30 protein-coding genes are annotated in these 20848 nt (G+C 47.1%); 13 read left to right on the forward strand and 17 right to left on the reverse strand.

Going from position 1 to position 20848, the window contains the following annotated elements; translation table 11 throughout:
- Window positions 1-14: 14 nt before the first annotated feature.
- The 17 genes from kdpC to AC5YB3_RS06005 all read right to left on the reverse strand — a co-directional run bounded on the left by kdpC (window position 15) and on the right by AC5YB3_RS06005 (window position 14901).
- Window positions 15-614: a potassium-transporting ATPase subunit KdpC gene (gene kdpC / locus AC5YB3_RS05925; RefSeq protein WP_413472580.1), complete on the reverse strand. Its 600-nt coding sequence runs from the start codon at window positions 612-614 to the stop codon at window positions 15-17.
- Between the two features lie 9 nt (window positions 615-623).
- Window positions 624-2642 carry a potassium-transporting ATPase subunit KdpB gene (gene kdpB / locus AC5YB3_RS05930; protein WP_169459007.1) on the reverse strand — a complete coding sequence of 673 codons (2019 nt, stop codon included), beginning with the start codon at window positions 2640-2642 and terminating at the stop codon, window positions 624-626.
- A gap of 2 nt (window positions 2643-2644) precedes the next feature.
- Window positions 2645-4369, reverse strand: a complete 1725-nt coding sequence (gene kdpA, locus AC5YB3_RS05935) for a potassium-transporting ATPase subunit KdpA (protein ID WP_169459008.1) — start codon at window positions 4367-4369, stop codon at window positions 2645-2647.
- 8 nt (window positions 4370-4377) lie between these two features.
- The gene (locus AC5YB3_RS05940; protein ID WP_105252297.1) at window positions 4378-4458 is read right to left on the reverse strand and encodes a potassium-transporting ATPase subunit F; all 81 of its coding nucleotides are present in this window, start codon (window positions 4456-4458) and stop codon (window positions 4378-4380) included.
- Window positions 4459-4886: 428 nt separating this feature from the next.
- Window positions 4887-5885: an FAD:protein FMN transferase gene (locus AC5YB3_RS05945; protein ID WP_169459009.1), complete on the reverse strand. Its 999-nt coding sequence runs from the start codon at window positions 5883-5885 to the stop codon at window positions 4887-4889.
- Window positions 5886-5937: 52 nt separating this feature from the next.
- Window positions 5938-7419: a TrkH family potassium uptake protein gene (locus AC5YB3_RS05950; protein ID WP_248280261.1), complete on the reverse strand. Its 1482-nt coding sequence runs from the start codon at window positions 7417-7419 to the stop codon at window positions 5938-5940.
- A complete protein-coding gene (locus tag AC5YB3_RS05955; RefSeq protein ID WP_494526745.1) occupies window positions 7412-8449 on the reverse strand; it encodes a sensor histidine kinase in 1038 nt (345 codons plus the stop codon). The genes AC5YB3_RS05950 and AC5YB3_RS05955 overlap by 8 nt, the downstream gene beginning before the upstream one ends.
- A 513-nt stretch (window positions 8450-8962) precedes the next feature.
- Entirely contained in the window at window positions 8963-9322 is a 360-nt protein-coding gene (locus AC5YB3_RS05960; RefSeq protein ID WP_006083861.1) for a hypothetical protein, read from the reverse strand.
- The gene (locus AC5YB3_RS05965) at window positions 9312-9527 is read right to left on the reverse strand and encodes a helix-turn-helix transcriptional regulator (RefSeq protein ID WP_006082023.1); all 216 of its coding nucleotides are present in this window, start codon (window positions 9525-9527) and stop codon (window positions 9312-9314) included. The genes AC5YB3_RS05960 and AC5YB3_RS05965 overlap by 11 nt, the downstream gene beginning before the upstream one ends.
- Window positions 9528-9599: 72 nt before the next feature.
- A complete protein-coding gene (locus AC5YB3_RS05970; RefSeq protein ID WP_494526746.1) occupies window positions 9600-10868 on the reverse strand; it encodes a tyrosine-type recombinase/integrase in 1269 nt (422 codons plus the stop codon).
- A complete protein-coding gene (locus AC5YB3_RS05975) occupies window positions 10869-11093 on the reverse strand; it encodes a hypothetical protein (protein WP_048908676.1) in 225 nt (74 codons plus the stop codon).
- Window positions 11083-11766 (reverse strand): replication protein P, encoded by a 684-nt coding sequence (locus tag AC5YB3_RS05980; protein WP_494526747.1) that lies wholly within the window; start codon window positions 11764-11766, stop codon window positions 11083-11085. Before AC5YB3_RS05980 ends, AC5YB3_RS05975 begins: the two co-directional genes overlap by 11 nt.
- On the reverse strand, window positions 11763-12620 hold the full coding sequence (locus AC5YB3_RS05985) for a helix-turn-helix domain-containing protein (protein WP_494526748.1): 858 nt from the start codon (window positions 12618-12620) through the stop codon (window positions 11763-11765). The genes AC5YB3_RS05980 and AC5YB3_RS05985 overlap by 4 nt, the downstream gene beginning before the upstream one ends.
- Before the next feature lie 143 nt (window positions 12621-12763).
- Window positions 12764-13486 carry a hypothetical protein gene (locus tag AC5YB3_RS05990; protein ID WP_494526749.1) on the reverse strand — a complete coding sequence of 241 codons (723 nt, stop codon included), beginning with the start codon at window positions 13484-13486 and terminating at the stop codon, window positions 12764-12766.
- 137 nt (window positions 13487-13623) lie between these two features.
- Window positions 13624-13950 carry a hypothetical protein gene (locus AC5YB3_RS05995; protein ID WP_310803702.1) on the reverse strand — a complete coding sequence of 109 codons (327 nt, stop codon included), beginning with the start codon at window positions 13948-13950 and terminating at the stop codon, window positions 13624-13626.
- Between the two features lie 5 nt (window positions 13951-13955).
- On the reverse strand, window positions 13956-14579 hold the full coding sequence (locus AC5YB3_RS06000) for a toxin YdaT family protein (protein ID WP_494526750.1): 624 nt from the start codon (window positions 14577-14579) through the stop codon (window positions 13956-13958).
- A gap of 31 nt (window positions 14580-14610) precedes the next feature.
- On the reverse strand, window positions 14611-14901 hold the full coding sequence (locus AC5YB3_RS06005) for a helix-turn-helix domain-containing protein (protein ID WP_310803700.1): 291 nt from the start codon (window positions 14899-14901) through the stop codon (window positions 14611-14613).
- Window positions 14902-15009: 108 nt separating this feature from the next.
- On the opposite strand from AC5YB3_RS06005, the gene AC5YB3_RS06010 reads away from it, so the two are divergent.
- The 13 genes from AC5YB3_RS06010 (at window position 15010) to AC5YB3_RS06070 (ending at window position 20846) form a co-directional block, all read left to right on the forward strand.
- Window positions 15010-15669: a LexA family protein gene (locus AC5YB3_RS06010; protein WP_310803699.1), complete on the forward strand. Its 660-nt coding sequence runs from the start codon at window positions 15010-15012 to the stop codon at window positions 15667-15669.
- 777 nt (window positions 15670-16446) lie between these two features.
- Window positions 16447-16809 carry a hypothetical protein gene (locus tag AC5YB3_RS06015; protein ID WP_494526751.1) on the forward strand — a complete coding sequence of 121 codons (363 nt, stop codon included), beginning with the start codon at window positions 16447-16449 and terminating at the stop codon, window positions 16807-16809.
- 125 nt (window positions 16810-16934) lie between these two features.
- On the forward strand, window positions 16935-17282 hold the full coding sequence (locus AC5YB3_RS06020) for a hypothetical protein (RefSeq protein ID WP_338727889.1): 348 nt from the start codon (window positions 16935-16937) through the stop codon (window positions 17280-17282).
- A 36-nt stretch (window positions 17283-17318) separates the two neighbouring features.
- Complete coding sequence (locus tag AC5YB3_RS06025) at window positions 17319-17483, forward strand: hypothetical protein (protein WP_006083880.1); 165 nt, start codon at window positions 17319-17321, stop codon at window positions 17481-17483.
- Between the two features lie 10 nt (window positions 17484-17493).
- Window positions 17494-18084: an ead/Ea22-like family protein gene (locus tag AC5YB3_RS06030; protein WP_494526752.1), complete on the forward strand. Its 591-nt coding sequence runs from the start codon at window positions 17494-17496 to the stop codon at window positions 18082-18084.
- The gene (locus AC5YB3_RS06035) at window positions 18081-18779 is read left to right on the forward strand and encodes a hypothetical protein (protein WP_494526753.1); all 699 of its coding nucleotides are present in this window, start codon (window positions 18081-18083) and stop codon (window positions 18777-18779) included. The genes AC5YB3_RS06030 and AC5YB3_RS06035 overlap by 4 nt, the downstream gene beginning before the upstream one ends.
- Window positions 18776-19069, forward strand: a complete 294-nt coding sequence (locus AC5YB3_RS06040; RefSeq protein WP_494526754.1) for a hypothetical protein — start codon at window positions 18776-18778, stop codon at window positions 19067-19069. Before AC5YB3_RS06035 ends, AC5YB3_RS06040 begins: the two co-directional genes overlap by 4 nt.
- The gene (locus tag AC5YB3_RS06045; protein WP_263236788.1) at window positions 19070-19348 is read left to right on the forward strand and encodes a hypothetical protein; all 279 of its coding nucleotides are present in this window, start codon (window positions 19070-19072) and stop codon (window positions 19346-19348) included. It begins immediately after the preceding gene.
- Complete coding sequence (locus tag AC5YB3_RS06050) at window positions 19345-19575, forward strand: hypothetical protein (protein WP_011847800.1); 231 nt, start codon at window positions 19345-19347, stop codon at window positions 19573-19575. The genes AC5YB3_RS06045 and AC5YB3_RS06050 overlap by 4 nt, the downstream gene beginning before the upstream one ends.
- Window positions 19572-20180 (forward strand): hypothetical protein, encoded by a 609-nt coding sequence (locus AC5YB3_RS06055; protein ID WP_494526755.1) that lies wholly within the window; start codon window positions 19572-19574, stop codon window positions 20178-20180. The genes AC5YB3_RS06050 and AC5YB3_RS06055 overlap by 4 nt, the downstream gene beginning before the upstream one ends.
- Window positions 20177-20497 (forward strand): hypothetical protein, encoded by a 321-nt coding sequence (locus AC5YB3_RS06060; protein WP_311990680.1) that lies wholly within the window; start codon window positions 20177-20179, stop codon window positions 20495-20497. Before AC5YB3_RS06055 ends, AC5YB3_RS06060 begins: the two co-directional genes overlap by 4 nt.
- A complete protein-coding gene (locus AC5YB3_RS06065; RefSeq protein WP_012089916.1) occupies window positions 20494-20619 on the forward strand; it encodes a hypothetical protein in 126 nt (41 codons plus the stop codon). The genes AC5YB3_RS06060 and AC5YB3_RS06065 overlap by 4 nt, the downstream gene beginning before the upstream one ends.
- Complete coding sequence (locus tag AC5YB3_RS06070) at window positions 20616-20846, forward strand: hypothetical protein (protein ID WP_254306298.1); 231 nt, start codon at window positions 20616-20618, stop codon at window positions 20844-20846. The genes AC5YB3_RS06065 and AC5YB3_RS06070 overlap by 4 nt, the downstream gene beginning before the upstream one ends.
- Window positions 20847-20848 lie beyond the last annotated feature (2 nt).

A 20848-nucleotide genomic window follows, 5' to 3' on the forward strand; every position in this document is an offset into this window, starting at 1 on the left:
AGTAGAATATTGTTTTATTGAGCGTGTTTAGCAATCTGGTCAAGAGCGAGGTTGAGCTTGAGCACATTGACGCGCTCTTGCCCAAAAATGCCCCACTGCGGTGGTTCAATAAATTGCGCCACTAAGGTCAACACTTGTGGTTCGGCTAACTGTCGAGCCTTAGCCACGCGTGCGACTTGCAGTTTGGCTGCAGCGGGTGAAATATGAGGATCCAGTCCCGCCCCCGATGTGGCGAGTAAATCCACAGGAATATCTGCGGCCTGAACGGATTCTCTGGCTTGAATTTCTTGGCTCGTTGCCATCACACGTTCACGTAACGCCGGGTTACTCGGCGCAAGGTTACTACCACCTGTCCCCATTGGATCGTAACCGACAGCGCTCGGCCGACTATAAAAATAGGCTGGATTAACAAAGGGCTGAGCGATGAACTCAGAACCCATCGCGACATTATCCCTGTGGATCACACTGCCCTTAGCTTGTACGGGAAATAAAGCGCCACCGAGCTGAGTCACAGTGCCGGTGTAAACAACACCGCACACAAATAATAGGGCGAGACTGGCTCTCAATCCCATAACAACATGTTGGGTTTTAGTGGGATATACGATTGAATTCATTACTGTCTCCTAGAGCATAAGTGCAATGATTGAGTCGAGCGCTTTAATGCCGACAAAGGGTAAAATCACCCCACCCAAGCCATAAATCAGCATGTTATTTCGCAGTAATTTTTCTGCACTTATAGGTCTGAGCTTGATGCCTTTTAATGCCAATGGAATTAAGGCGGGAATGATAAGAGCGTTGAATACGAGCGCTGCGAGTACGGCTGAGGTTGGGCTGTGAAGCTGCATCAGATCCAGTGCGCCAATCGCAGGCAAAGCCCCCGCAAATACCGCAGGAATAATGGCAAAATACTTAGCCACATCATTGGAAAGGGAAAATGTAGTCAAGGCGCCGCGGGTGATCAGCAATTGTTTACCGACTTCAACGATAGCCAGTAATTTAGTGGGATCTGAATCCAAATCCACCATATTGCCAGCTTCTTTAGCGGCTTGGGTACCTGAGTTCATCGCAAGACCCACATCGGCCTGCGCTAATGCTGGCGCATCGTTAGTGCCATCCCCCACCATAGCCACTAATCGACCTTTGGCCTGCTCTGCGCGAATAAGGGCAAGTTTATCCTCAGGTTTAGCTTCAGCGACAAAATCATCGACCCCAGCTTCGGCGGCAATCACGCCAGCCGTTAGCGGATTATCCCCTGTCACCATGATGGTCCTTACACCGAGCGCCCTTAAACGGGCAAACCGCTCCGCAACGCCAGGCTTAATCACGTCACTTAAGGCTATAACCCCTAAAATGTGCGTGCCACTGGCGACGACTAAGGGAGTTCCCCCCTGCAAAGCCACTTTACGGATAAGCGCATTAACAGATTCAGGCCATTGCATTTGATGCTGCTGCGCCCAAAACTGCATCGCATCGCCCGCGCCTTTTATGCCTTGAATACCATCCTTTAAAATCACCCCAGAAACCCGAGTCTCTGGCGTAAAAGGAATAAAAGTCGCATCCGTAGGCTTAACAGGTAATACCGCTCCCAAATCAACAGCCAATTTGAGTACAGATTTCCCTTCAGGGGTGGGGTCATCTAGCGAGGAAAGCACTGCCGCATCACGCAGCATCTCAGGTGCAATGCCTTTCACGGGTAAAAACGCAGTTGCTTGGCGATCACCAAAAGTGATAGTGCCCGTTTTATCTAGCAGTAACGTATCGATATCCCCCGCAACTTCCACGGCTTTACCCGATTTAGCGACCACATTGGCGGCTAAGGCGCGGTTCATGCCTGCAATACCAATGGCAGGTAACAAGCCACCAATCGTGGTTGGGATCAAACACACTAATAGTGCAATTAACATAGTGTAATCAAGGCTTGCACCGACAAAACTTGCTAGCGGCGGCAAAGTAACCACCACGAGTAGGAAAACCGCAGTCAATGACGCAAGTAGTACGGTTAATGCCGTTTCGTTCGGTGTCTTTTGACGTTTAGCCCCTTCGACGAGCCCTATCATTCGGTCTAAAAAGCTATTACCGGGATCATTAGCAACCAGTACGGTAATTTCACCCGTAAGTACCTTAGTGCCGCCAATCACACCGGAATGGTCTGTGCCAGCTTCGCGCAGCACAGCCGCAGATTCACCGGTAATCGCCGATTCGTTGATAGTGGCTATCCCTTCGATGATTTCACCATCGGCAGGAATATAGTCACCCTGTAAAACCTTCACCTTATCGCCTTTAGCAAGCTGAGTGGCGGATATTAACTCCAACTCACCATGGCGTATTCGCCTAGCTTGTAATGCCTCTTTTGCAGACTTTAAACTGGCCGCTTGCCCGCGACCTTTTGCCTCTGCCACAGATTCAGCAAAGTTAGAAAACCACACAGTAAGCAAAAGGATAAGGGTCGTGGCTAACTCAAATCCGACGGTATCTCCGTTAAGGAACCTTTGCACGGTGATCAGTCCAGCGAGCAAAGCACCAACGAGGACCACAAACATCACTGGGTTACCAGCCATGCTCACTAAGGACATTTTTTTTACAGCACCAAAGGCAGCTTGCTTCACGCCGGCGCTATCTAATATTTGAGCAGGTTTATGCATGACTATTTCTCCAGACTCATAGTGGCAAGTTGTAATGCTTCGCCAATAGGCCCTAATACTGCCGCAGGTAAGAAAGATAGGAAGTTAATGATCAAAATCACGGCAATGAGGGTGAAACAGAAGGTGGGACTTTCAAGCTTCAGGCTCGCGTTACTGTCGGGGCTAACCCTTTTACTCGACATCATCCCCGCAATCGCCAGCGGTAAAAACAGTGGCAGGTATCGACCAAGCAGTAAGGCGATAACGCAGCTGATATTCCACCAAGGCGTGTTATCACCTAAACCTTCAAAACCCGAACCGTTATTAGCAAAAGCGGAGGTGTATTCGTAAAAGACTTGCGAAATCCCGTGAAAGCCGGGGTTGCTGTTGCCCGTAATACTCGGAATAGCCACAGTGATCGCCGTCAAACCTAAGACGCACAAGGTAGGTAAAACTAATAGACTTCCCAAAAGGGTGATTTCACGGGTTTCGAGCTTACGACCAAATATCTCTGGCGTACGGCCAATCATCAATCCCGATAAGAACACAGCAATCCACACATAAACGATAAAGTTAACAAAACCGCAGCCAATACCGCCCCATATCGCATTGAGTAACATGCCTGATCGCGTCATCAATCCCCCTATTGGATTGAAGGAATCGTGCATGGCATTGACCGAACCGTTAGAGGTTTGCGTGGTAAAAGAAGCCCATAGCGCCGAAAGCTCAGGTCCAAAGCGAACTTCTTTACCCTCCATATTCGGCCCTTGGGCGCTTAATCCCGCAAAGGCGGCGTTAGGTTGCAACTCGCTGTACACTGTCGCACCCAGGAAACTAACACTCAATAGGCCCATAGCAACCAGAGCCATCAGGGTAAATTTTTTGCGTCTTAGCATTCCGCCAGCCATAAAGACGACGGCCATAGGGATCAGCACCAAGGCAATGGTCTCGATTGCATTACTTACTGGCGTTGGGTTTTCAAGCGGGTTACTACTGTTGGGGCCATACCACCCGCCGCCATTAGTGCCTAACTGCTTGATGGCCACCATAGAGGCGACGGGGCCGATCGGAACAATTTGCTCAGTGATAGGCGATGCTGAATCTAAGGTGTTCACTTTTTGCGCACCATCAAAACTACTCGGTACGCCTTGCCAAGTGAGCAATAGCGCAACAATAGCCGCTAATGGCAGCATAAGTCTGAGTACACCGCGCACTAGGTCAACATAATAGTTACCCAGATTTCGAGCCTCGCCTTCTTTGGCGCTGTCATTATTCAACCCGCCTAACATTCCCCGCAAAATCGCCACACAAACCGCCAGCGCCATGGCTGGAGTGACAAATTGCAGCGTGACAATTAAAAATCCTTGGGATAGATAACTGAGCTGAGCCTGCCCGGAATAGTGCTGTTGATTGGTATTGGTGAGGAATGACACCGCAGTGTGCAAAGCCAGATCCCAAGATAATGGCCCTATACCATCAGGGTTTAGTGGCAACAGATGTTGGAATTTAAGGATAAGGAACGCCAAAATTCCAAGCACTAAGTTACTGATAAGAAAAGCCGCACCGTAGGATTTCCATGTCATCCCCGAATTGGCATTTACACCGATTGCCCGATAAACCCACTTTTCAATGGGATTAAATAAACGATCTGAAAAATGGGACTGACCAGAGAAAATCCCTGTCATATATGATCCCAACAACCATGCGAGCCCAAGCGCAGTAGTAAAAATAAGGGTAATTTCAAACATAACGACTCCTAAAACTTATTAGGGGCAAACATTGCCACTGCTAAGTAAATGAAAAGTGCTATGGAAAGTATTAGAAATATCCAGTCCATATAATTTGTCCTTAAGAAAGTGAGTAACAGCACAAATATATGAATTAACGGCGTAAAGTCTCTAGAGCTCAAATGACTAATCCCGTAAAGAATACGTAAAAATCATAAATACTCAGAGAGCCAACGTGATTAGCAACATGCAAAACAGGTGAATCTTGCGGATGACTAAGTAACAGATTCATTAGATGAAAATAAACTTGTAACTTTAACCATAATTTACATAGTGTTACGCTAAATTTGAGGAGGCCAATAAAATCGTCATATACTGCGAAAATAATGCGACTACAACCATAGGATTAACTGTAAAAGTTAAATAAAAAGCCAGCTAGAGATACTAACTGGCATTGGACGACGTTCACTTATTTAATACACTTAGCATTCAGCATAATGAGCGCTCGCACATTATGAAAACTTCATTATATCTTAGGTTAGTTGAGCTCTATATTTTTCATTTTTTTATAGCTATCCGTCTTAATTTCTTTAAGCACGCCTTTATTATCATCAATAAATAATGCTTTTATTCCATTACCATTTGCGACAGCTATCCCTTCTTGGCTTCCTAAACATAACAGGGCAGTTGACCAAGCATCAGCCCAAGAAGGATCGCTTGCTAACACAGTTACAGATACCGTGTTGTGTGTTACGGGCTTGCCAGTTCGAGCATCAATAATATGTGAATAACGCTGCCCTTGATGATCAAAATAATGACGATATGTGCCAGAAGTCATGATCGCTTGAGGGAAATCAATAAGTAAAACTTTTTGCATTGTACGTTGTTCAGGAAGCGGTTTTTCAATCGCAATTTTCCAAGCAGAGCCATCAAGTTTAGTACCGTGCACGACCATTTCGCCGCCAATCTCCACTAAGTAATTATCGATATTGTATCGCTTTAGCACATCTGCAACTTTGCCAACACTGTACCCCTGTCCAATCGATGACAAATCAAGGTGTACTTCAGGTGAATCTTTACTCAACGTTTGATTAGCAATGGTTAAATGGTGTAGGCCCACATAGGTTAATGTCTGTTGAAGCGCACTTTCTGTCGGTATGGTTAGTTGGTTATTGGTGAATCCCCACAAATCGAATAATGGTTTGATGGTTAAATCATAGCAACCATCAGTTTTCTTAGTCACGTCTTTAGCTATCTGGATAAGTCCTAAAATATCATCCCCTACTGCCATAGTAGAGTTCATAGTGTTAAAACGAGAGATAACTGAATCAGGACGATAAGTAGACATATGAAGATCTATTTCTGCTAATTGCTGATCAATCTCACGATTAATCTCAGCATTATTAATATTCTCTTTGCTCCAAAATGTAACATGCCAACTAGTACCCTGTGCAAGGCCTTCTAATTTGACGTAATTTGGAGGGTTCTGACATCCTTCCAGCATAATGAGTAATATAAATGTTAATAGCCACTTCATTTAATGATCCTTCCAATCAATTCGGCATAATAGCCGTGAACTAAAATTAGGTTTAAAATCGCCAAAATGCCCGAGAGAAAATAATCAATACTGGAAATATTTCTAATCGTCCAAAAAGCATAGCCACACACATCAGCCATTTGGCCGCATCTTTTAAAGTGCCAAATCCAGATGCAGTATCACCGTAACCAATCCCCATATTATTAATACACGCGGCTACAGTTCCAAAAGCGGTGACAAAATCATGCCCAATTGCGACTAATCCCCATACAAAAACGCAAGTAAAAAAGATATAGAGGAAAAATAAGCCCCATACTGAACGAATTACTCTATCAGAAACGACTTGGCCACTTATCTTCGTCGTTAAAATGGCATTGGGATGGATCAATTGATGGATTTCGCGGCTCCCTTGACGATACAAGAGTAAAAATCTGACGGCTTTAATGCCCCCACAGGTAGAGCCAAAGCATCCACCAAAAAAGCTCGCACCTAAAAGTAAAAGTACGATATGGCTAGGCCAATTCGGATAACCCGCAGAACCTAATCCATTATCAGTCATAACTGAAACAGTTTGAAAAAAACCATGAACCAGTGAATCTTGGATATCGAAGGTTTGGGTACGAGCCAGCTCCATACAAGCAATTGCAACAACAATAGATAATATGAGAATAAAAAACCTAACCTCTGCATTATTCCAAATAGGTTTTATACTTCTCCGCACTAAGACGATGTAATATAGAGCAAAGTTTATTGCAGCAAGTATTGAAAAAACACCGCCAACGAGCTCTATACCAGCACTGTTATAATATCCCAAACTGTCACTATGAGTAGAAAATCCACCTAATGAAACTGTTGATAAACTATGGCATATTGCATCAAACCAATTCATCCCAGCAAGTTTATAAGCAACAGCGCAGCCTAAAGCTAGCACGCTATAAAGCCCCCACAAATTTCTAGCAGTATCAGCAAGACGAGGAGTCATCTTCTCTTCTTTCATGGGGCCAGGCATCTCAGATTGATACAATTTTGCGCCACCGATACCAAGGAATGGCATAATAGCTACTGCCAATACAATAATTCCTAAACCACCGAGAAAATTGAGCTGCGCACGATAGAATAAAATGGACTTTGGCAGACCATCAATATCTGAAAAAATAGAAGCGCCAGTGGTAGTTATTCCTGATACCCCTTCAAACATGGCATCGGTTAAGCTTAAATCCAACCGCCTATCAAGAAGAAAAGGTAATGCACTCATTAAGGAGAATATCAGCCAAAACAAACAAGCAACCATGAAACCATCACGCTTTTGCAGATTTTTATCTTCCTTACTTGTCATCCTCCAGCCGGAAAAACCAATCGTAAGGGAAAGTAAAAACGTCGTTAAAAATGGAGTGATATAGCCATCCTTATAAAAAAGAGAAACAGCTATTGGCATCAACATAGTAAAGCTGTATATCACTATCAAAAAGCTACACAAATGAATTATTGTATTAAACCGAGAGCTAGTTTGATTCATTCGATTCGCATCAATCATTCCAATGTCCTTCTTGTTCTAGCGGTAACGTGATCCTATATTGGCAACCTGTACCATCAGGAATGGCTTCTATCGTGCCTCGATGAGCTTTGATAATTCCCTTTGCCACAGCAAACCCCAAGCCCATTCCACTATCATTTTGATTCAAAGCCTGAGTGGAATAAAATAACTCAAAAATGTACTTAGATTGTTCGATTGTAAGTGCTTCACTCTCATCATAAATATCAATAAACACTCTGTTATTTATGCAATAAACAGTCACACTTACATTTTTATCGCTTGGAGAATATCGCAATGCATTATCTATAATATTAAATACTGCCTGTTCGATTAGATTCTGACTCATCATCAGCAAAGGTATGGAATTATTATTTTCGAATAAAATTCGGTGCCGACTATCAGGAAAACGTTCCATGACTCGATAGATGACTTGTGCAATCGACAATTCAACCTTCTTAAACTGTAATATTCCATACTGTATTTTCGTTGCTTGCAGTAAATTTTCTATATACTGGTGAAGACGATGACTTTCCATTATGGCGCTATCAAGCAACTCCCTGACTTGAACCTCTGAGAGTTTTTCTCTGTATGCCTTTAGTGTTGTTAACGTACCAATAATAGTCGCCAAAGGTGTTCTAAAATCATGTGAAACCGATAGTAGTATGCGGTTACGGAGTTGAACTTGCTCCAATGACCTTTGCTGGTTTTTATAATGGTCGGCAAGTTTACTTGCAATTAATGCAACAAGAATGAAAACAGTCAGATTTATAATATCAGCAGCATGTATTACATGGAGAGAATATCGAGGGTGAGTAAATAAAAAATTAAAACTAACCGCAACTAAAAATGCCGCCATGTACGCGTATTGAGTACCACACTGAAACGAAATCATGATAACAGCAAGTTGAAGTACAAGAAGAATCGCTGTAGATGATGCCATCAAGTGGTCTAAGGGAAAACAAATCGCAAGCGCGAGCCCTAGAATAAAGGACAATCTAATAAAAGACTTAATTTTTTTTGCTCTGCCCATCAAAACACGTCTTTTTGTTATACATACCCTCACAGTAACAGTTGAATGCGATTAATACGTGTAAAAAAAGCGTAAAATCTTTTAGAGACAAACAAAATAAACATTTAAAACAGAAGCTTAGAGTGCCAACAAATAAGCTACCATGTACGATTTAAGTTTATAGTTGAACGCATGATTTTATTACAAAGCCCGCTAAAACGTCTTAAGGCTATTGTGGGCATCCCTAAAGGTGGAGGTAATGATTTAGAAAATCTAATGCGGAAAAATCATCTTGGTATATTTGAATTATCATAACTTGACTCACTTTGTGGCATTAATGAGCTAGATTACTAACTCTATAACCAAAGGCAGTCCATCAATTTCGATAGGTAGTGATGCAAATATGTTTGTATTTTAATAACAAATTATTTTGCATAGGTATCTGTCTGAACCTTTGATAAAATCCGATCAACGGGTTAGCAGTCTTGGTGGACAACCGTCTAACCCGCCAGCCCTCGCAAGAGGGCGTTCCTTTTAATTCATCCTATCTAGCAGTGCCATTTCGGCTTTTCTTAGCCAGAAGATGTAAGACTTTTTGCTGTCAAATCCCATTAAGGCCCACTGCTCTTTGCACAGGTAATGGGCGCGAATGGCACGTTTGCAGTTAATGGATAACTGCTCAACGAGGTGGTCAAAATGGGCGACGTGGGCAGGCACGTTGAGTTCGTGCTTTAAGTTGCCGCCGCCCAGTGCTTCGCCTAAACGGTCGCAGGCGCTGCGGTTTGAAAACCCCTTGCCCAATTCTTGGTGCACCCAATAACGGCCCCAGCGATATAACCCTAACCGCAACGCCTTAATGTTCATCCTCTGCTCGGGTTCATCGCTAAAGCCCATTGGCCACCTCATTTATCTTCTCAATCGAAAGCTTAAACACATCAAGGCATATCGATGTCACATCGTCATAGGGCGCAGTAGTACGGCCATTTTCCCAACGTTGGTAAGTGTTGCGGCTAATGCCGTAAATCTCAGCCACTTCGTCTTGGGTCATGCCCCGTAAACGGCGCCCTACTTTCAATACATCCGCGGCGCGATTAGCCATAAATCCTCCTGCGTGAAGTCCATAACCCACTCGTTTTATTTGTGATTGTTTTTGTGATTGTCATTGTTATCGTCATAACCACCCCACTAACATTGGCTCGTCCGGCTCACTCGTCTCAGTGGTCGATTGGCGCATAATCTCGGGCGCCACATCATCAAACCCCAGCGTGATTAAGTGCGCATGGTAGGCATCCAACGCCATCAACATGCCCTTATCTAGGGTGCTGTTGACGTAAGTGCGCAGCAATAATGGCAAGGTGTGATTCAAAATCCGCTCACCCACCATGGTATCTACGCCCATGTCGGCAATAATGGTGCGGCACAGTTTGCGCAGTGCATGCGATGTAAACGCCTTAAACCGAATCGTCTCACTCCAATACTGCGCGGTGCGAATGCTCACCGGCCCCACTTCGCCTGGGAACAAAAACGCCCGCTTGCCCACATGGGTGTATTGCCACTGGGCGTAATGGGTTATTAGCTTCTTGGCTGTGGGCGTCATGGGCAGTCGATGCTCTTGGCGGTTCTTGGCATTCTCGGCCGGAATAAACCAGTAATCGCCGGCAAAGTGGTCCCAACGTGCTAAACGGGTTTCACCTATGCGGGTACCGAACATCAGCATCAGCACAAACAACATGGCCACCGGTCTTGCAGCATTTCGCAATGCGCTGAATAACGGGCCCACGTCCGACTCGCTTAATTGCGTGCCCACCAAAGGCGGCATCTTCAAACTCATTTGCACCCGATACCCCGCCAAGCTATTGCTGTCTAACACCCGTAAATCGGCCGCAACCGATAACGCCCGCTTTAACACTTTCACCGCCGCTTTGATGTAATTGGCCGAGTATCCCTGCGCCAACATGGGTTTGATTAAATAACTGTCCACTGCGATAAAGTTCAGCTCATTGAGTGGTAACTCACCAAAGCAGCCACTGAGATGTTTACTCACTAACGACTTACAGTTACTGCGCCAGCTGTTGCTTAAGGTGCGGTTGCATTCCACATGGGTGACAAACCACGCAAGTAATTGCGAAACAGTGGCAAACTCGTTGCTGATTACCGCTTGGCCCATGCTGCGTTTGGCGAGCAAACTGGGTAACTCTGCTAGAAAGGTCTTCAAGCACATCACTGGCCACACACCCTGCTTTTGCCACACGGTTTTGCCTGCTTCGTTCATCACTAAATACACCGAGGCTTGGCGTCTATCGGTCGAGGCCCGTAAGCGCACTGCCGGAAACTGCGTGTCCCGAAAGTCCCGCGTTATCCCTGCCCGCAACCAACGGCGCAATACTGCATCGTTTAACTTGCCTTGCTCCACGCCTGTTGCTGTCATCACCTGCGCCATCTAACCCTCCAACCGATATTCAAAGGTGTGATGGGTACCCGAGCGTATGCGTTTTACCCGCTGGTTAATCGGCATATCCCGAAACCGCGCACTTAAGGCCGTCTCGCTGTCGTGAACCCCAAAGCGGTTAAAGCTCTCTTGCTGGATTTCAAACAGGGTCCAAAACCGTTTGCCTGTGATGATGCGCATCAAACGTTCGCGCTGTGTCAGAGGTTTATTCGCCATCGTTTGCCCCCTTAAGCCCAAGGTTGGTTCGTAAATTGGCAATAATTGATTTGGCCTTGGCCGCCTCAGTGGGCCGCGTCACTGTTTCAGGTAGTGCCTTTGGCAATTCAATATCGGTCAACTCGCCACGGCTAAAGCGCCTGCATAACACTGTGTAATTGCGCTCAAAGGTCATTAACACGTCCTTTTCAAGCCCTGTTGCAAACATCCAACTGCCTGTTTCACGCACTGCTAAGCGCACCACATCATGGCTCCACGTATGCTTATCAGGGTGATGGTAATGGCGCGTTGCCTCCTTAAACGCCGCCTCTAACTTGGGCAGCCCCAAATCACAGGCTGTCGGTTGGCACCAAAGCGCAAACTGGCGCGGTGTCGGCCAAAATTGCCTATCGCCCTGCTCGCGTCTAGCGCGATTCAGCCCCGCTTGCACTTGCTCGCGGCTGACAATGCCCTGCGCGGCCAAGGTTTTTAGCCACTCGGCTTTGTGGGTCGCTTCGTCCTCAGGCCGCGGCGCACTCACCGGAAACAACACCCGCAACTTACTAAACACGCTGTCCACAATTGCCATGTCCATTGCCGTGGGCTCAGGTTGACTAACACGCCCCTGCCCAACCAGCGGCTGGCGCATCAAGGTCTGCAGTGATTTCATGCTCGCATTTTGGTTGGCAGTCATATCAAGGGGTCCTCTGGGTCATACACCGCGTAGCTCCAATCCACTTGCCCAACGGCGGTTGCCATCGGTCTTGGCAACGGTGTTAACCAGTGGCGTTCGCGGATAAACTTGGTAATACCGAGCACAAACTGGCCGTTCGCGCTAAAGCCCCAACTTGCATCCAGCGCCGCAGCGTCCTTCAACCACGTCACCGCCAACACGCAATCGGCGTCGGTTAGCTTTTCGGCCTTCCACGCTTTCCACGCAGCCGAATCCGAGCCGCCTTTGCGATGGGCGGGATAGGCTTTGAAAAACGCATTGAAAACCGACTTAGCACTCGTTGCTGGACAAGAGTCTTTTAAAGATTCATTGATAGGTTCAAAAGAGTGACAGATTCTGGGTGCAGCTCCTGCACCCTCAGAGGGTGAATCTCCTGCACCCATGGGTGCATTTGCTGCACCCTCAAAATTGGCTAAGGGTGAATCTGCTGCACCCCCAGTATTTTCTAGGGGTGAATATGCTGCACCCTCAGTATTTTCTAGGGGTGAATTTGCTGCACCCTCAGTAAAAGGTAGGGGTTGAGCAGGTTTATCACTCAGAACACACGATGAAAAGTCCAAAATATACAGGTTGGATGTATTGCGTTTATGCTCACTCTTGCGGGTAATTTTGCGCACCAGTCCGACGTCAACCAGCGCGTTAATGTGGTTAATCGCCGACCGCTCGCTTATCTCACAAGCCTGCGAAATATACTCGTAACTCGGCCAGCATTCGCCTTGGTCATTGGCGTTATCGGCAAGCTTGATCAACACCAGCTTGCGCAGTGGATTACCCACCTTGGCCTTCATCGCTTTTACCATCAATTCCATACTCATAAGTCACCCCCAAACGGAGCAACCCACAAACTCGAATTGACGCAACCCCCATGCTTCAGTAACATGATATTGCCTCACTTAGGTATTAAGCCCGCATCCGTCGCCAAAACTTCAGCGGGCTTTCTTATGTCTACAGCAACGGGTCAACTGCAATGCGCCCCGTTGCCCTCCGCTCGCTCGCCTTCACTGCCAAGCAAGTAAACCTCGTGCGCCAAGTTACTGCGCAACTGGCTAAAAAAATCACGCCGTTTAATGTGCACGTTGCGGCTTTTCGCGATTGCACTCATATCAGCCGCACTCGCATCAGCCGCGCCTACATCCTCCGCCAATAGCGCAATAGAACGTTCCGCGCGTTGTTCTTCCATCAGCAGATAATTCATAATCCAATCGATACTCACCGTCGGTAGCAACAACTGCTTGCTACTGCCCAGCAACGCCTTATCCACGATGTCGGTCGCGATAACCGCCCAACGCTCGGGGCGACTATGCTGCAATTCATCGCAGCGCCTTAACACCTCAACCATTCGGCCCACCTGCGTTCGCTTAAACAACTCCGCCGTGGTATGCCCATGAAAACAGGCAATGTCTTTGCCCATGTTCACGCCACTTAACGCTGCCCGTTCAGAGGTCGCCGCGCTAAGATCTTTGGCATTAGGCTCAGTGCTATTAGGCATGTTCGACTTAGATTTAAGCGCCATCGCCTTAAGCATTAACTGCCTTGCTTGCATCATGAGTAATGTCACTTGCGCGGTTTCCATCTCGGTAAGCGCGGTTACGACGGGCCCATCAGCACGGCTAACTTGCCCATGCACCGAACACGCGGCGCCGCCCTCCAAACAACAAATTAAACATTCAGGATCAAACATCGTTTATCCTCCTCACTGCCACTTAGGTATCAAGCCCGCATTCGTCGCCAAACTGTGGCGGGCAATTTGATAACGGCGTTTTTTACGCGCCCAGTTATCACTTAACTGATTTGTGAACATGCCATTCACTCCTTCTTTCATTTCAACAACTGCCATTTATGCCCATTGGCACACACGGCGCGTTTTGAGCCCGACTTGGTTTGCTTTAAAGCCAAACCGCACTGGCCACACGGCACATCAGCCACCCGCTTAAGCATCACCGCATTAATCTGTGTACTGTGATTAGCCCGTTTAGGCCGATACCCTAACGCCCGCGCCACTTTTACATACTCTTTCGTAATCCATTTGCCATCGGGTTCTAAATGCAAACCGTCGCCGATCATGTCGCCCAAGCGGATCAACTGCTGATGCAGCTCAGGTTTAGCACTGGCGATAACATTGATGTTTAGGTTCGATTGCGGCATCGCTATCACTTCTCGGCCGCGAATTGCGCCGCCTTACCACCGTGACTCGCTAAATACGGGTACGCCAGCTCTAACGCCGCCATGCTCGCTTGCGTGGTCGCCGCCGACTCTTTTAACTCGCGGTGCGCCGCCACTAACTGCTCGCGCTTGGGCTCACAGCCCAAATGGATCACCGCCACTTGCGCCTCGGCGTTCTCTTTGGTGATCGACGCCGCCATATCGGCCACATGCAACACATGGCCGTCACTCATGCGATCCGCAATGACCGTCACCCCAGTGCAACCAAACACATCGTTGAGATACTGCACCCGCAAATGCTCGGGCAGTGCCGCCACCAATGCTTGCTCAACATGAAACAAGCGATCAGCTTGCGGATGCTGCCCCTCGTACTGGCCAAGCCAACGGAACAGCTTTTGCGCATTTATCCGCGCATCGTTGTGCACGTCTTGACTGCTCGCAAAGCTAATGCCCTCTGCCGCTAACACCTCACTCAGCCCAAGGCGCTCAACTGCCGCAACAAAATCAATCGCCAGCGCAAAGCGCGTCATCTTGGGTAACTCCAACACCCGATGAATCGTTTTCATCAACAAATTCAAACGACTATCTTTTTTATGTGAATGGGTTTTCATGTGTACTTACCTCCTTCAACCTAAAGTGAACCTAAGCCACACTCGCCGACTTAGGATTGTCTAAAACTGAGTTATCCTGTTTATCGTTTGATTGATTTACAGCATATGGAACACATTCCAACGGATCAGGAAAAACATCAGTAAACGAGCATGAGGAGCCTAATCGATTGAGAGCATTAACCATTTCCCAAGCTTTTGATGTATTCAATTTACGGATTCCGCTTTCATATCGGTCAATAGAACTCTGGCTGACGCCTACAATGTCACCGACGTCTTTTTGAGTTGCGTTAATGGCATTTCTGTAATGTTTTAGTTTGTTCATATGAACCTCCGGAGCAATATATACCATTACGGTATTTTTGGTGCAACGAAAATATACCGTATCGGTTGTTTTTATAACATGCCGATATGGCATAATTTGGATATGAAAATGAATTGGTATGATCTGGTTAAGTCCAGAATGAAAGAGATTGGTATTACGCAAGATGTGCTGGCAGAGCGCATGAATATGGCTCAGCCAACTATTGCTAGATATCTAAATAAAAAACGAGAACCAGATTTGGAAACCATTGCATCTATAATGAAGCATGTAGATCTTAGTCATATGGTTTTAACATCAGACGGATTAGTCGAGTACCCTGATTCTGCTATTGAAAACACCAGAGTTGTCGAAAGAAATATGTCATATCAACGCGCATTTCCAGTAATCAGCTATGTACAAGCAGGAGCTTGGGCAGAAGCGATTGAATCAGTTCCTGCGCTTGCTTCAGATGAATGGTATGAAACCACAGAACGAACCGGTGAGAAGTGTTTTTGGCTGAGAGTTTCTGGCGACTCAATGACAGCGACATCTGGTATTAGTTTCCCTGAGGGAACTTTAATCCTTATTGATACTGAACGCGATCACCAAAGTGGCTCCTTTGTAGTTGCAAAATTAACTGACGTTAACGAGGCCACCTTTAAAAAACTGGTGATGGATGCAGGACAAAAATTTCTTAAACCGCTAAACAACGCATACCCTACGCTGGCAATTAATGGAAATTGTAAGATTATTGGTGTTGTTGTGGATGCTAAAATTAAGATTTTCTAATTAGTTAGGATTTTGAATAATAAAGAAAAAGTGGATGGAACTAGCAGCGACAGCTCAACAATGAGACAGTACAAGTTAGACACATGCTGTTTACTGTAGAAAAGCCTTACCAGTTAACCTAGTCCACTTTTATCTTAAATAGCAGCCAAAACCCGCGAAAGCGGGTTTTTTATACTTCGCCTAACAGCAATAGGCTATGACTCTTGTAGTCCATTACCATTGCCTTCGCCTTCGCCCGTTTGTATTGGCCGCTTTGTTGTTGAGATATCTTCAGATATAAATCCCTGCACTGATAATAGTAATAGCGCTGCCAAAAGCATAACTTAGGGCGTTCTCCGCCGCCTACAACCGTTAAGTCCCTTCGCCAACGGTGAGAGCATTTGAATAACACCACCTGCACCTGTATCTAAAAAGCGTTTATGCTCACGGTCAAACTTTTGGCTAGCGAGTCCGACAACTTAATAGTGGTGCATTGATCATTATCCGCGATCATTCCCTCCAATATTCTGCTTGATAAACGCTGTTCGCCTTGTTGAAAACATCAAAATCTATCCATCTTACTACCCATTCATTACAGCTCATCTAAATATCAGCACTAATTCCTTAAGTAATAATATACCAACACGAAAAATTAATTCCATTTTGGTATTGACCAAAAGATACCATATCGGTATATTCGTTTCATCGGCGACATGCCAGGTCTTTACAATCTGGCTAATGAACGACTGATAAATCTTTCGAGATTTACTCCCAATGGGCACTACCGAGGACAAGGAAATGATTCTAGCGAAAGTTCACACCACACCTAAGCAACGCGATGAGTTTCGTCTACTGGTTGCAATACGTTTTGCCTGCTTGATGGCGCTGGCCAAGGGCCACTCCGACCCAATGAATTGCCCACGAGTGCAAGCCCGTTGCGCCGAGTTGGTCAAGCATTTTGCCTATCACCACCCCAGCCCTGCGTTTTACCGCCAGTTTATTCGCCACACGGGTGAACTCGGGCTCAATTTCAGCCTGCGCTTCACTGAGCCCCTACAAGGTTTGTACGGCAAGGTGATGGTGTGGCGTAACGACTCGCAAGCCGTCACGAATGTGCATCCGCTGCACATTATGACGCCAGCCGCGCCCGTCGGCCGCTAAGCAGTAGAGCCGCTAAGCCGCCGCGAACATTCACGAGCTAGGCAGCTAAGGCAAAGTAAGCAAGGGGTGATGGTCCATATCCCTGTAACGATTACGGCGACAGTTTCACCTTGTTGGAGGCATTTATGTTTTTTGTTTACGGCGTGTCCATGACCTTAGCGAAAAAACAAGCGGCCAAAAAGTGCAGCACCTCTGTAGGAGCGCACCCTAACCGCCGTCAACTGAGCCCTGCCGAGTACCAAGCTAAGTTGGATGATATGGCGCAGCACTTGTTTGACACCATGAAGCCACAACGCCTGTCGCATTCGTTATCGACACCCGCGCTGTGCCAGCAATATATCGTGTTAGCCATGACCCAAGAAGCCCACCGCGATGTGCATATTCGCTATCACAAGCTGTCGGACAAGGTGAACCCCAAAACCAAGAAACCCATCATCAATCTGGTGGTGTTTAACGGCGAAGCCGCAGCTTAGCTCGGCTGAGTGTGATGACGAGAGAAGGAAAGCAGCATGTTAACTGATGACAAACCGCTACACAGCGATATCAAAATCGGCGTTGGCCATATCGTCGCGTTTAAGGAAGGTTGGATGTTGCCCGGTGGCAAGTTTACCACCGACCGCACTGTCGCCATTCGTGCCGCCAAAGGTCTGCACCGTTTCTTGGTTAGAAGATAAGGAAATCAACATGAGCCAACACAACGAAATCCCCGCATTCTTGCTTGAAATGTCTCAGCAAATGCACCAACAAGATAATCGCATTACTGCGGAGCCAATCTGGCAAGTGCGCTGCAAGCGCTACTTAGTGACTCAAGAAGGCTACAACGATCATCACTGGGAGATTTTTTACGGTGAAGACGGCGATTATTCAACGCTCTATCGCTCGGATGATGGCGATAAAAGCAACCTTGCTGAATGGTTGCTAGAGCATGATGCCGAATGGTGCAAAACGTGGTTATTCGAGAACGACAAGATCGAATCTTATCACGATGAAATCGAATCATTTGCCGACGTATTCACTCAAGCGTTTATCGAAGATTTTGATGTTGATTCAGATCATTACGATTTGCCATCATGCCTCACCAAACTTCACTTTCAAGAAATTGAAGAGGTCATTAAATCCTGCCTCACCGAAGCTGATGCAAATTGGTTTATCAGGCGTAAACAGCATGATTACCCACATCTATACACCTATGTCGCGTCAATGTATTTGTGCCCTCAAATGATTGAGTTACGCAACTGGATCCTGTCACTGACTCAGGCAAAGGTGAAAGCATGAACCCATTATTCTACCTGCGTGATTCGCGCGGCAATGTTGGCACTACTTGCATGTTTTGGGCAGACCGTGGCGGCTACACCAGCAACTTAGAACTAGCTGAGGTTTTTACCCTTGAAGAAGCACAGCGCCAATTTAATAGCCGTCACACTGACGCTCCACTTAGCAAGGATCTTGTCGATGAGCAATCAACCGTGCGCGTTGATCACCAGTATCTTGGCGATGAGGGTGAAAAGTCAGGCTGTGATGAATACGTTATTCGCATTGGGGATCGCACTGATGGCAATGATGTTTATTGGCTAACAGTCGATTTTAGCTCTGTAAGTTACAAGGCATCTGCCGTGTTTGCATACCAAGTTGCGCTAGTCAGAGTAAACGAACTCAAGACACAAGGTATCGTTGCCACTATCTATGCCAAAACCGACATAGACGCCATCGCACGCCGCACTTTTCAAGCAGCCAACATCAACGAGCGCAGCATGATCACTGCTGCTGGCATTCGTAAACCCAAGCGACCACGCACCCGCCGAACCACAGGTAAAACGCGTGGCAATTGCCCACATTGTGGCTGCATTACTTGGGGATTAAATCCTTACGAAGCCTATAGCTGTGCTGATCAATATAGCGAACGCATGGAGCTTGATTTCACGGTATCCATAAGCTGCGAAGAATTGAAGGCAAGGAGAAAGGCAGCATGAACCACTTACTCCCAGGCTTTGAATCACAAGAGCGCGTTGCGTTATTGCTGTCGCTTACCCGCATTAGTTCGCCCGAGGTGATTGCCGCGTTAACGCTGCATTACACCAGCGCCCTGCCCGCCGAACGCGCGGCGGCTCGCCACGGTATTGAGCTTTCAAACTTTATGCGCGGGCAAAAGAAGCTAGAGCAAATCGCCGCCACGGTCGAGGCCATTAAAGCCATCGACTGGGCCAAGCTGCAACCCCCCCCTTTGCTAACAAGCCCTTTGCAACCGAAGCAGGTGGCCTAAATGACTCAATCAGCGGCGTTTCGCCATCTGTTAAATCATTACCGCAGCCATAAGTTAAGCCTGTTACTCAAGGCCACAACGGGCGACAGCATCAAAATCGCACTGGCGCTCGGCGCGTTAGATTGCCTCTACTGGCAAGCATTGGGCAACGGCTTAACCAACCTCGCCAAGGGCATTAGCCGCACCATAGTGTATTCGTACCGATATCACCCAATGCGCCTACCCTGCCATTCGCCAGTCAGCCAAACCAGCGACAGCCAAAACAAGGAGGCGGCATGAATACGTTTAGCACTAAAGCGGGCGTGGTCACATTATCTAAGCCCTACTTCACCTTGATGTGCGATCAGCAACAAATCGAAGTGAAGTACACCCCCAACAACTATCACGGCTGGGGCATTTGTAAGTCTTTTAACGCCATCGAGTGCAGCGACTTCGGCCAAGCCGACGCCGAAGTATTCGCACTCAACGCAGAATCAAAACTCAGGATAAAAGGAGAAGCAGCATGAGCACACCCAAGATAAAAGCGTTTCAAGTACAAGAACATTGCGAGGGCGCCGCGTGCATTGTGTTTCATCAACATGCTGCCGCCGCTCGCCGCATAGGTGCGGGCGAACTCAATCTGACCTTTGAAGATGATATGTCAGTGACTCGCTGCCCTGAATATGACCAATACGCTGAGCAAGGCAACGTGCCTTATCAAGTGTTACTGGCGGATGGTTGGTGTTTTACCTGTTACCACTGCGGCAACCCAATTAAAGCCGAAGACGATGAAGGCAATGCGACGGACATTGAAGCGGTGATCTGCATCGGCGAGGCGTTTTATTGCAACGCGGCGTGCCATTCAAAAAAGCAAGCTGACATTGCGCAGCACAATGCCAAGGCCGAAGCCTTTAAGCAACAGCTGTTATCACTGCGCCCTGATCTGACCTTCACGGCGTTTAACGGTGCATATCCACAGCTGTATTGCACTGCGACATTTACTTTTGAGGGTGCTCAATATGGCGGCTCAGTGGCCTATGACAAGGCTGGCGAGCTTGATTGGCGAGTATCAAACACTGATTTGCCCGCATGGCAAACATATCAAGCCCAGCGCCAAGGAGAAGCAGCATGAAGTCGATACAAGCAGCAACTGTAGAACGTGAAGAAGGTTATTGGACCCATCCAGATTTGCCCGAGTGGGATGAAGGTGTGACCCGTGTGGAGTGTGAAGCATGGGCGGCACGCCAAGGCGGCGAGTTTGTAGCGATTTGGTTTGAACTCGATGCGCCTGAAAACCTCATCGAGCGTTACTTTGACGAGGGCGATACCGATATCAGTGACTGGCACCCCGTTTGCGACAAGGCCGGCTCATTCTTGCTGAGTATTCACGACACCGAAGATGGCCCCGTCGCGCTGTTTTTCGCACCTAAGGATAAGGAAGCAGCATGAAGCAATCTGCAGTAATCAAAGACGCTTTGCGCCAGTGGTACACCCTGCCCCGCAAACAAGCCGGCAGCTGCCAACAATTTTTAAAACGACTCGCCGAGGAATTGGCAAAGGAAGGTAAATGATGATTAAGTCTACTGCTAAACCCGTAATTAAAGGCTATTGGACCACTAAGGATTTAACTGCGCGCTATAGATGTTCAAGCCGCACAATTGTTCGGTGGATGCAGCGAGAAAAACATCCTTTCCCACTACCCAGAATATTAGCCATTGGAAGTTATAACCGATGGGCAATTGATGATGTAGAGGAATGGGAAGCAGCCGGAGTCGATACATCACAGCATGCAGCCTAATG

The organism is Shewanella sp. 1311, from assembly GCF_059338235.1.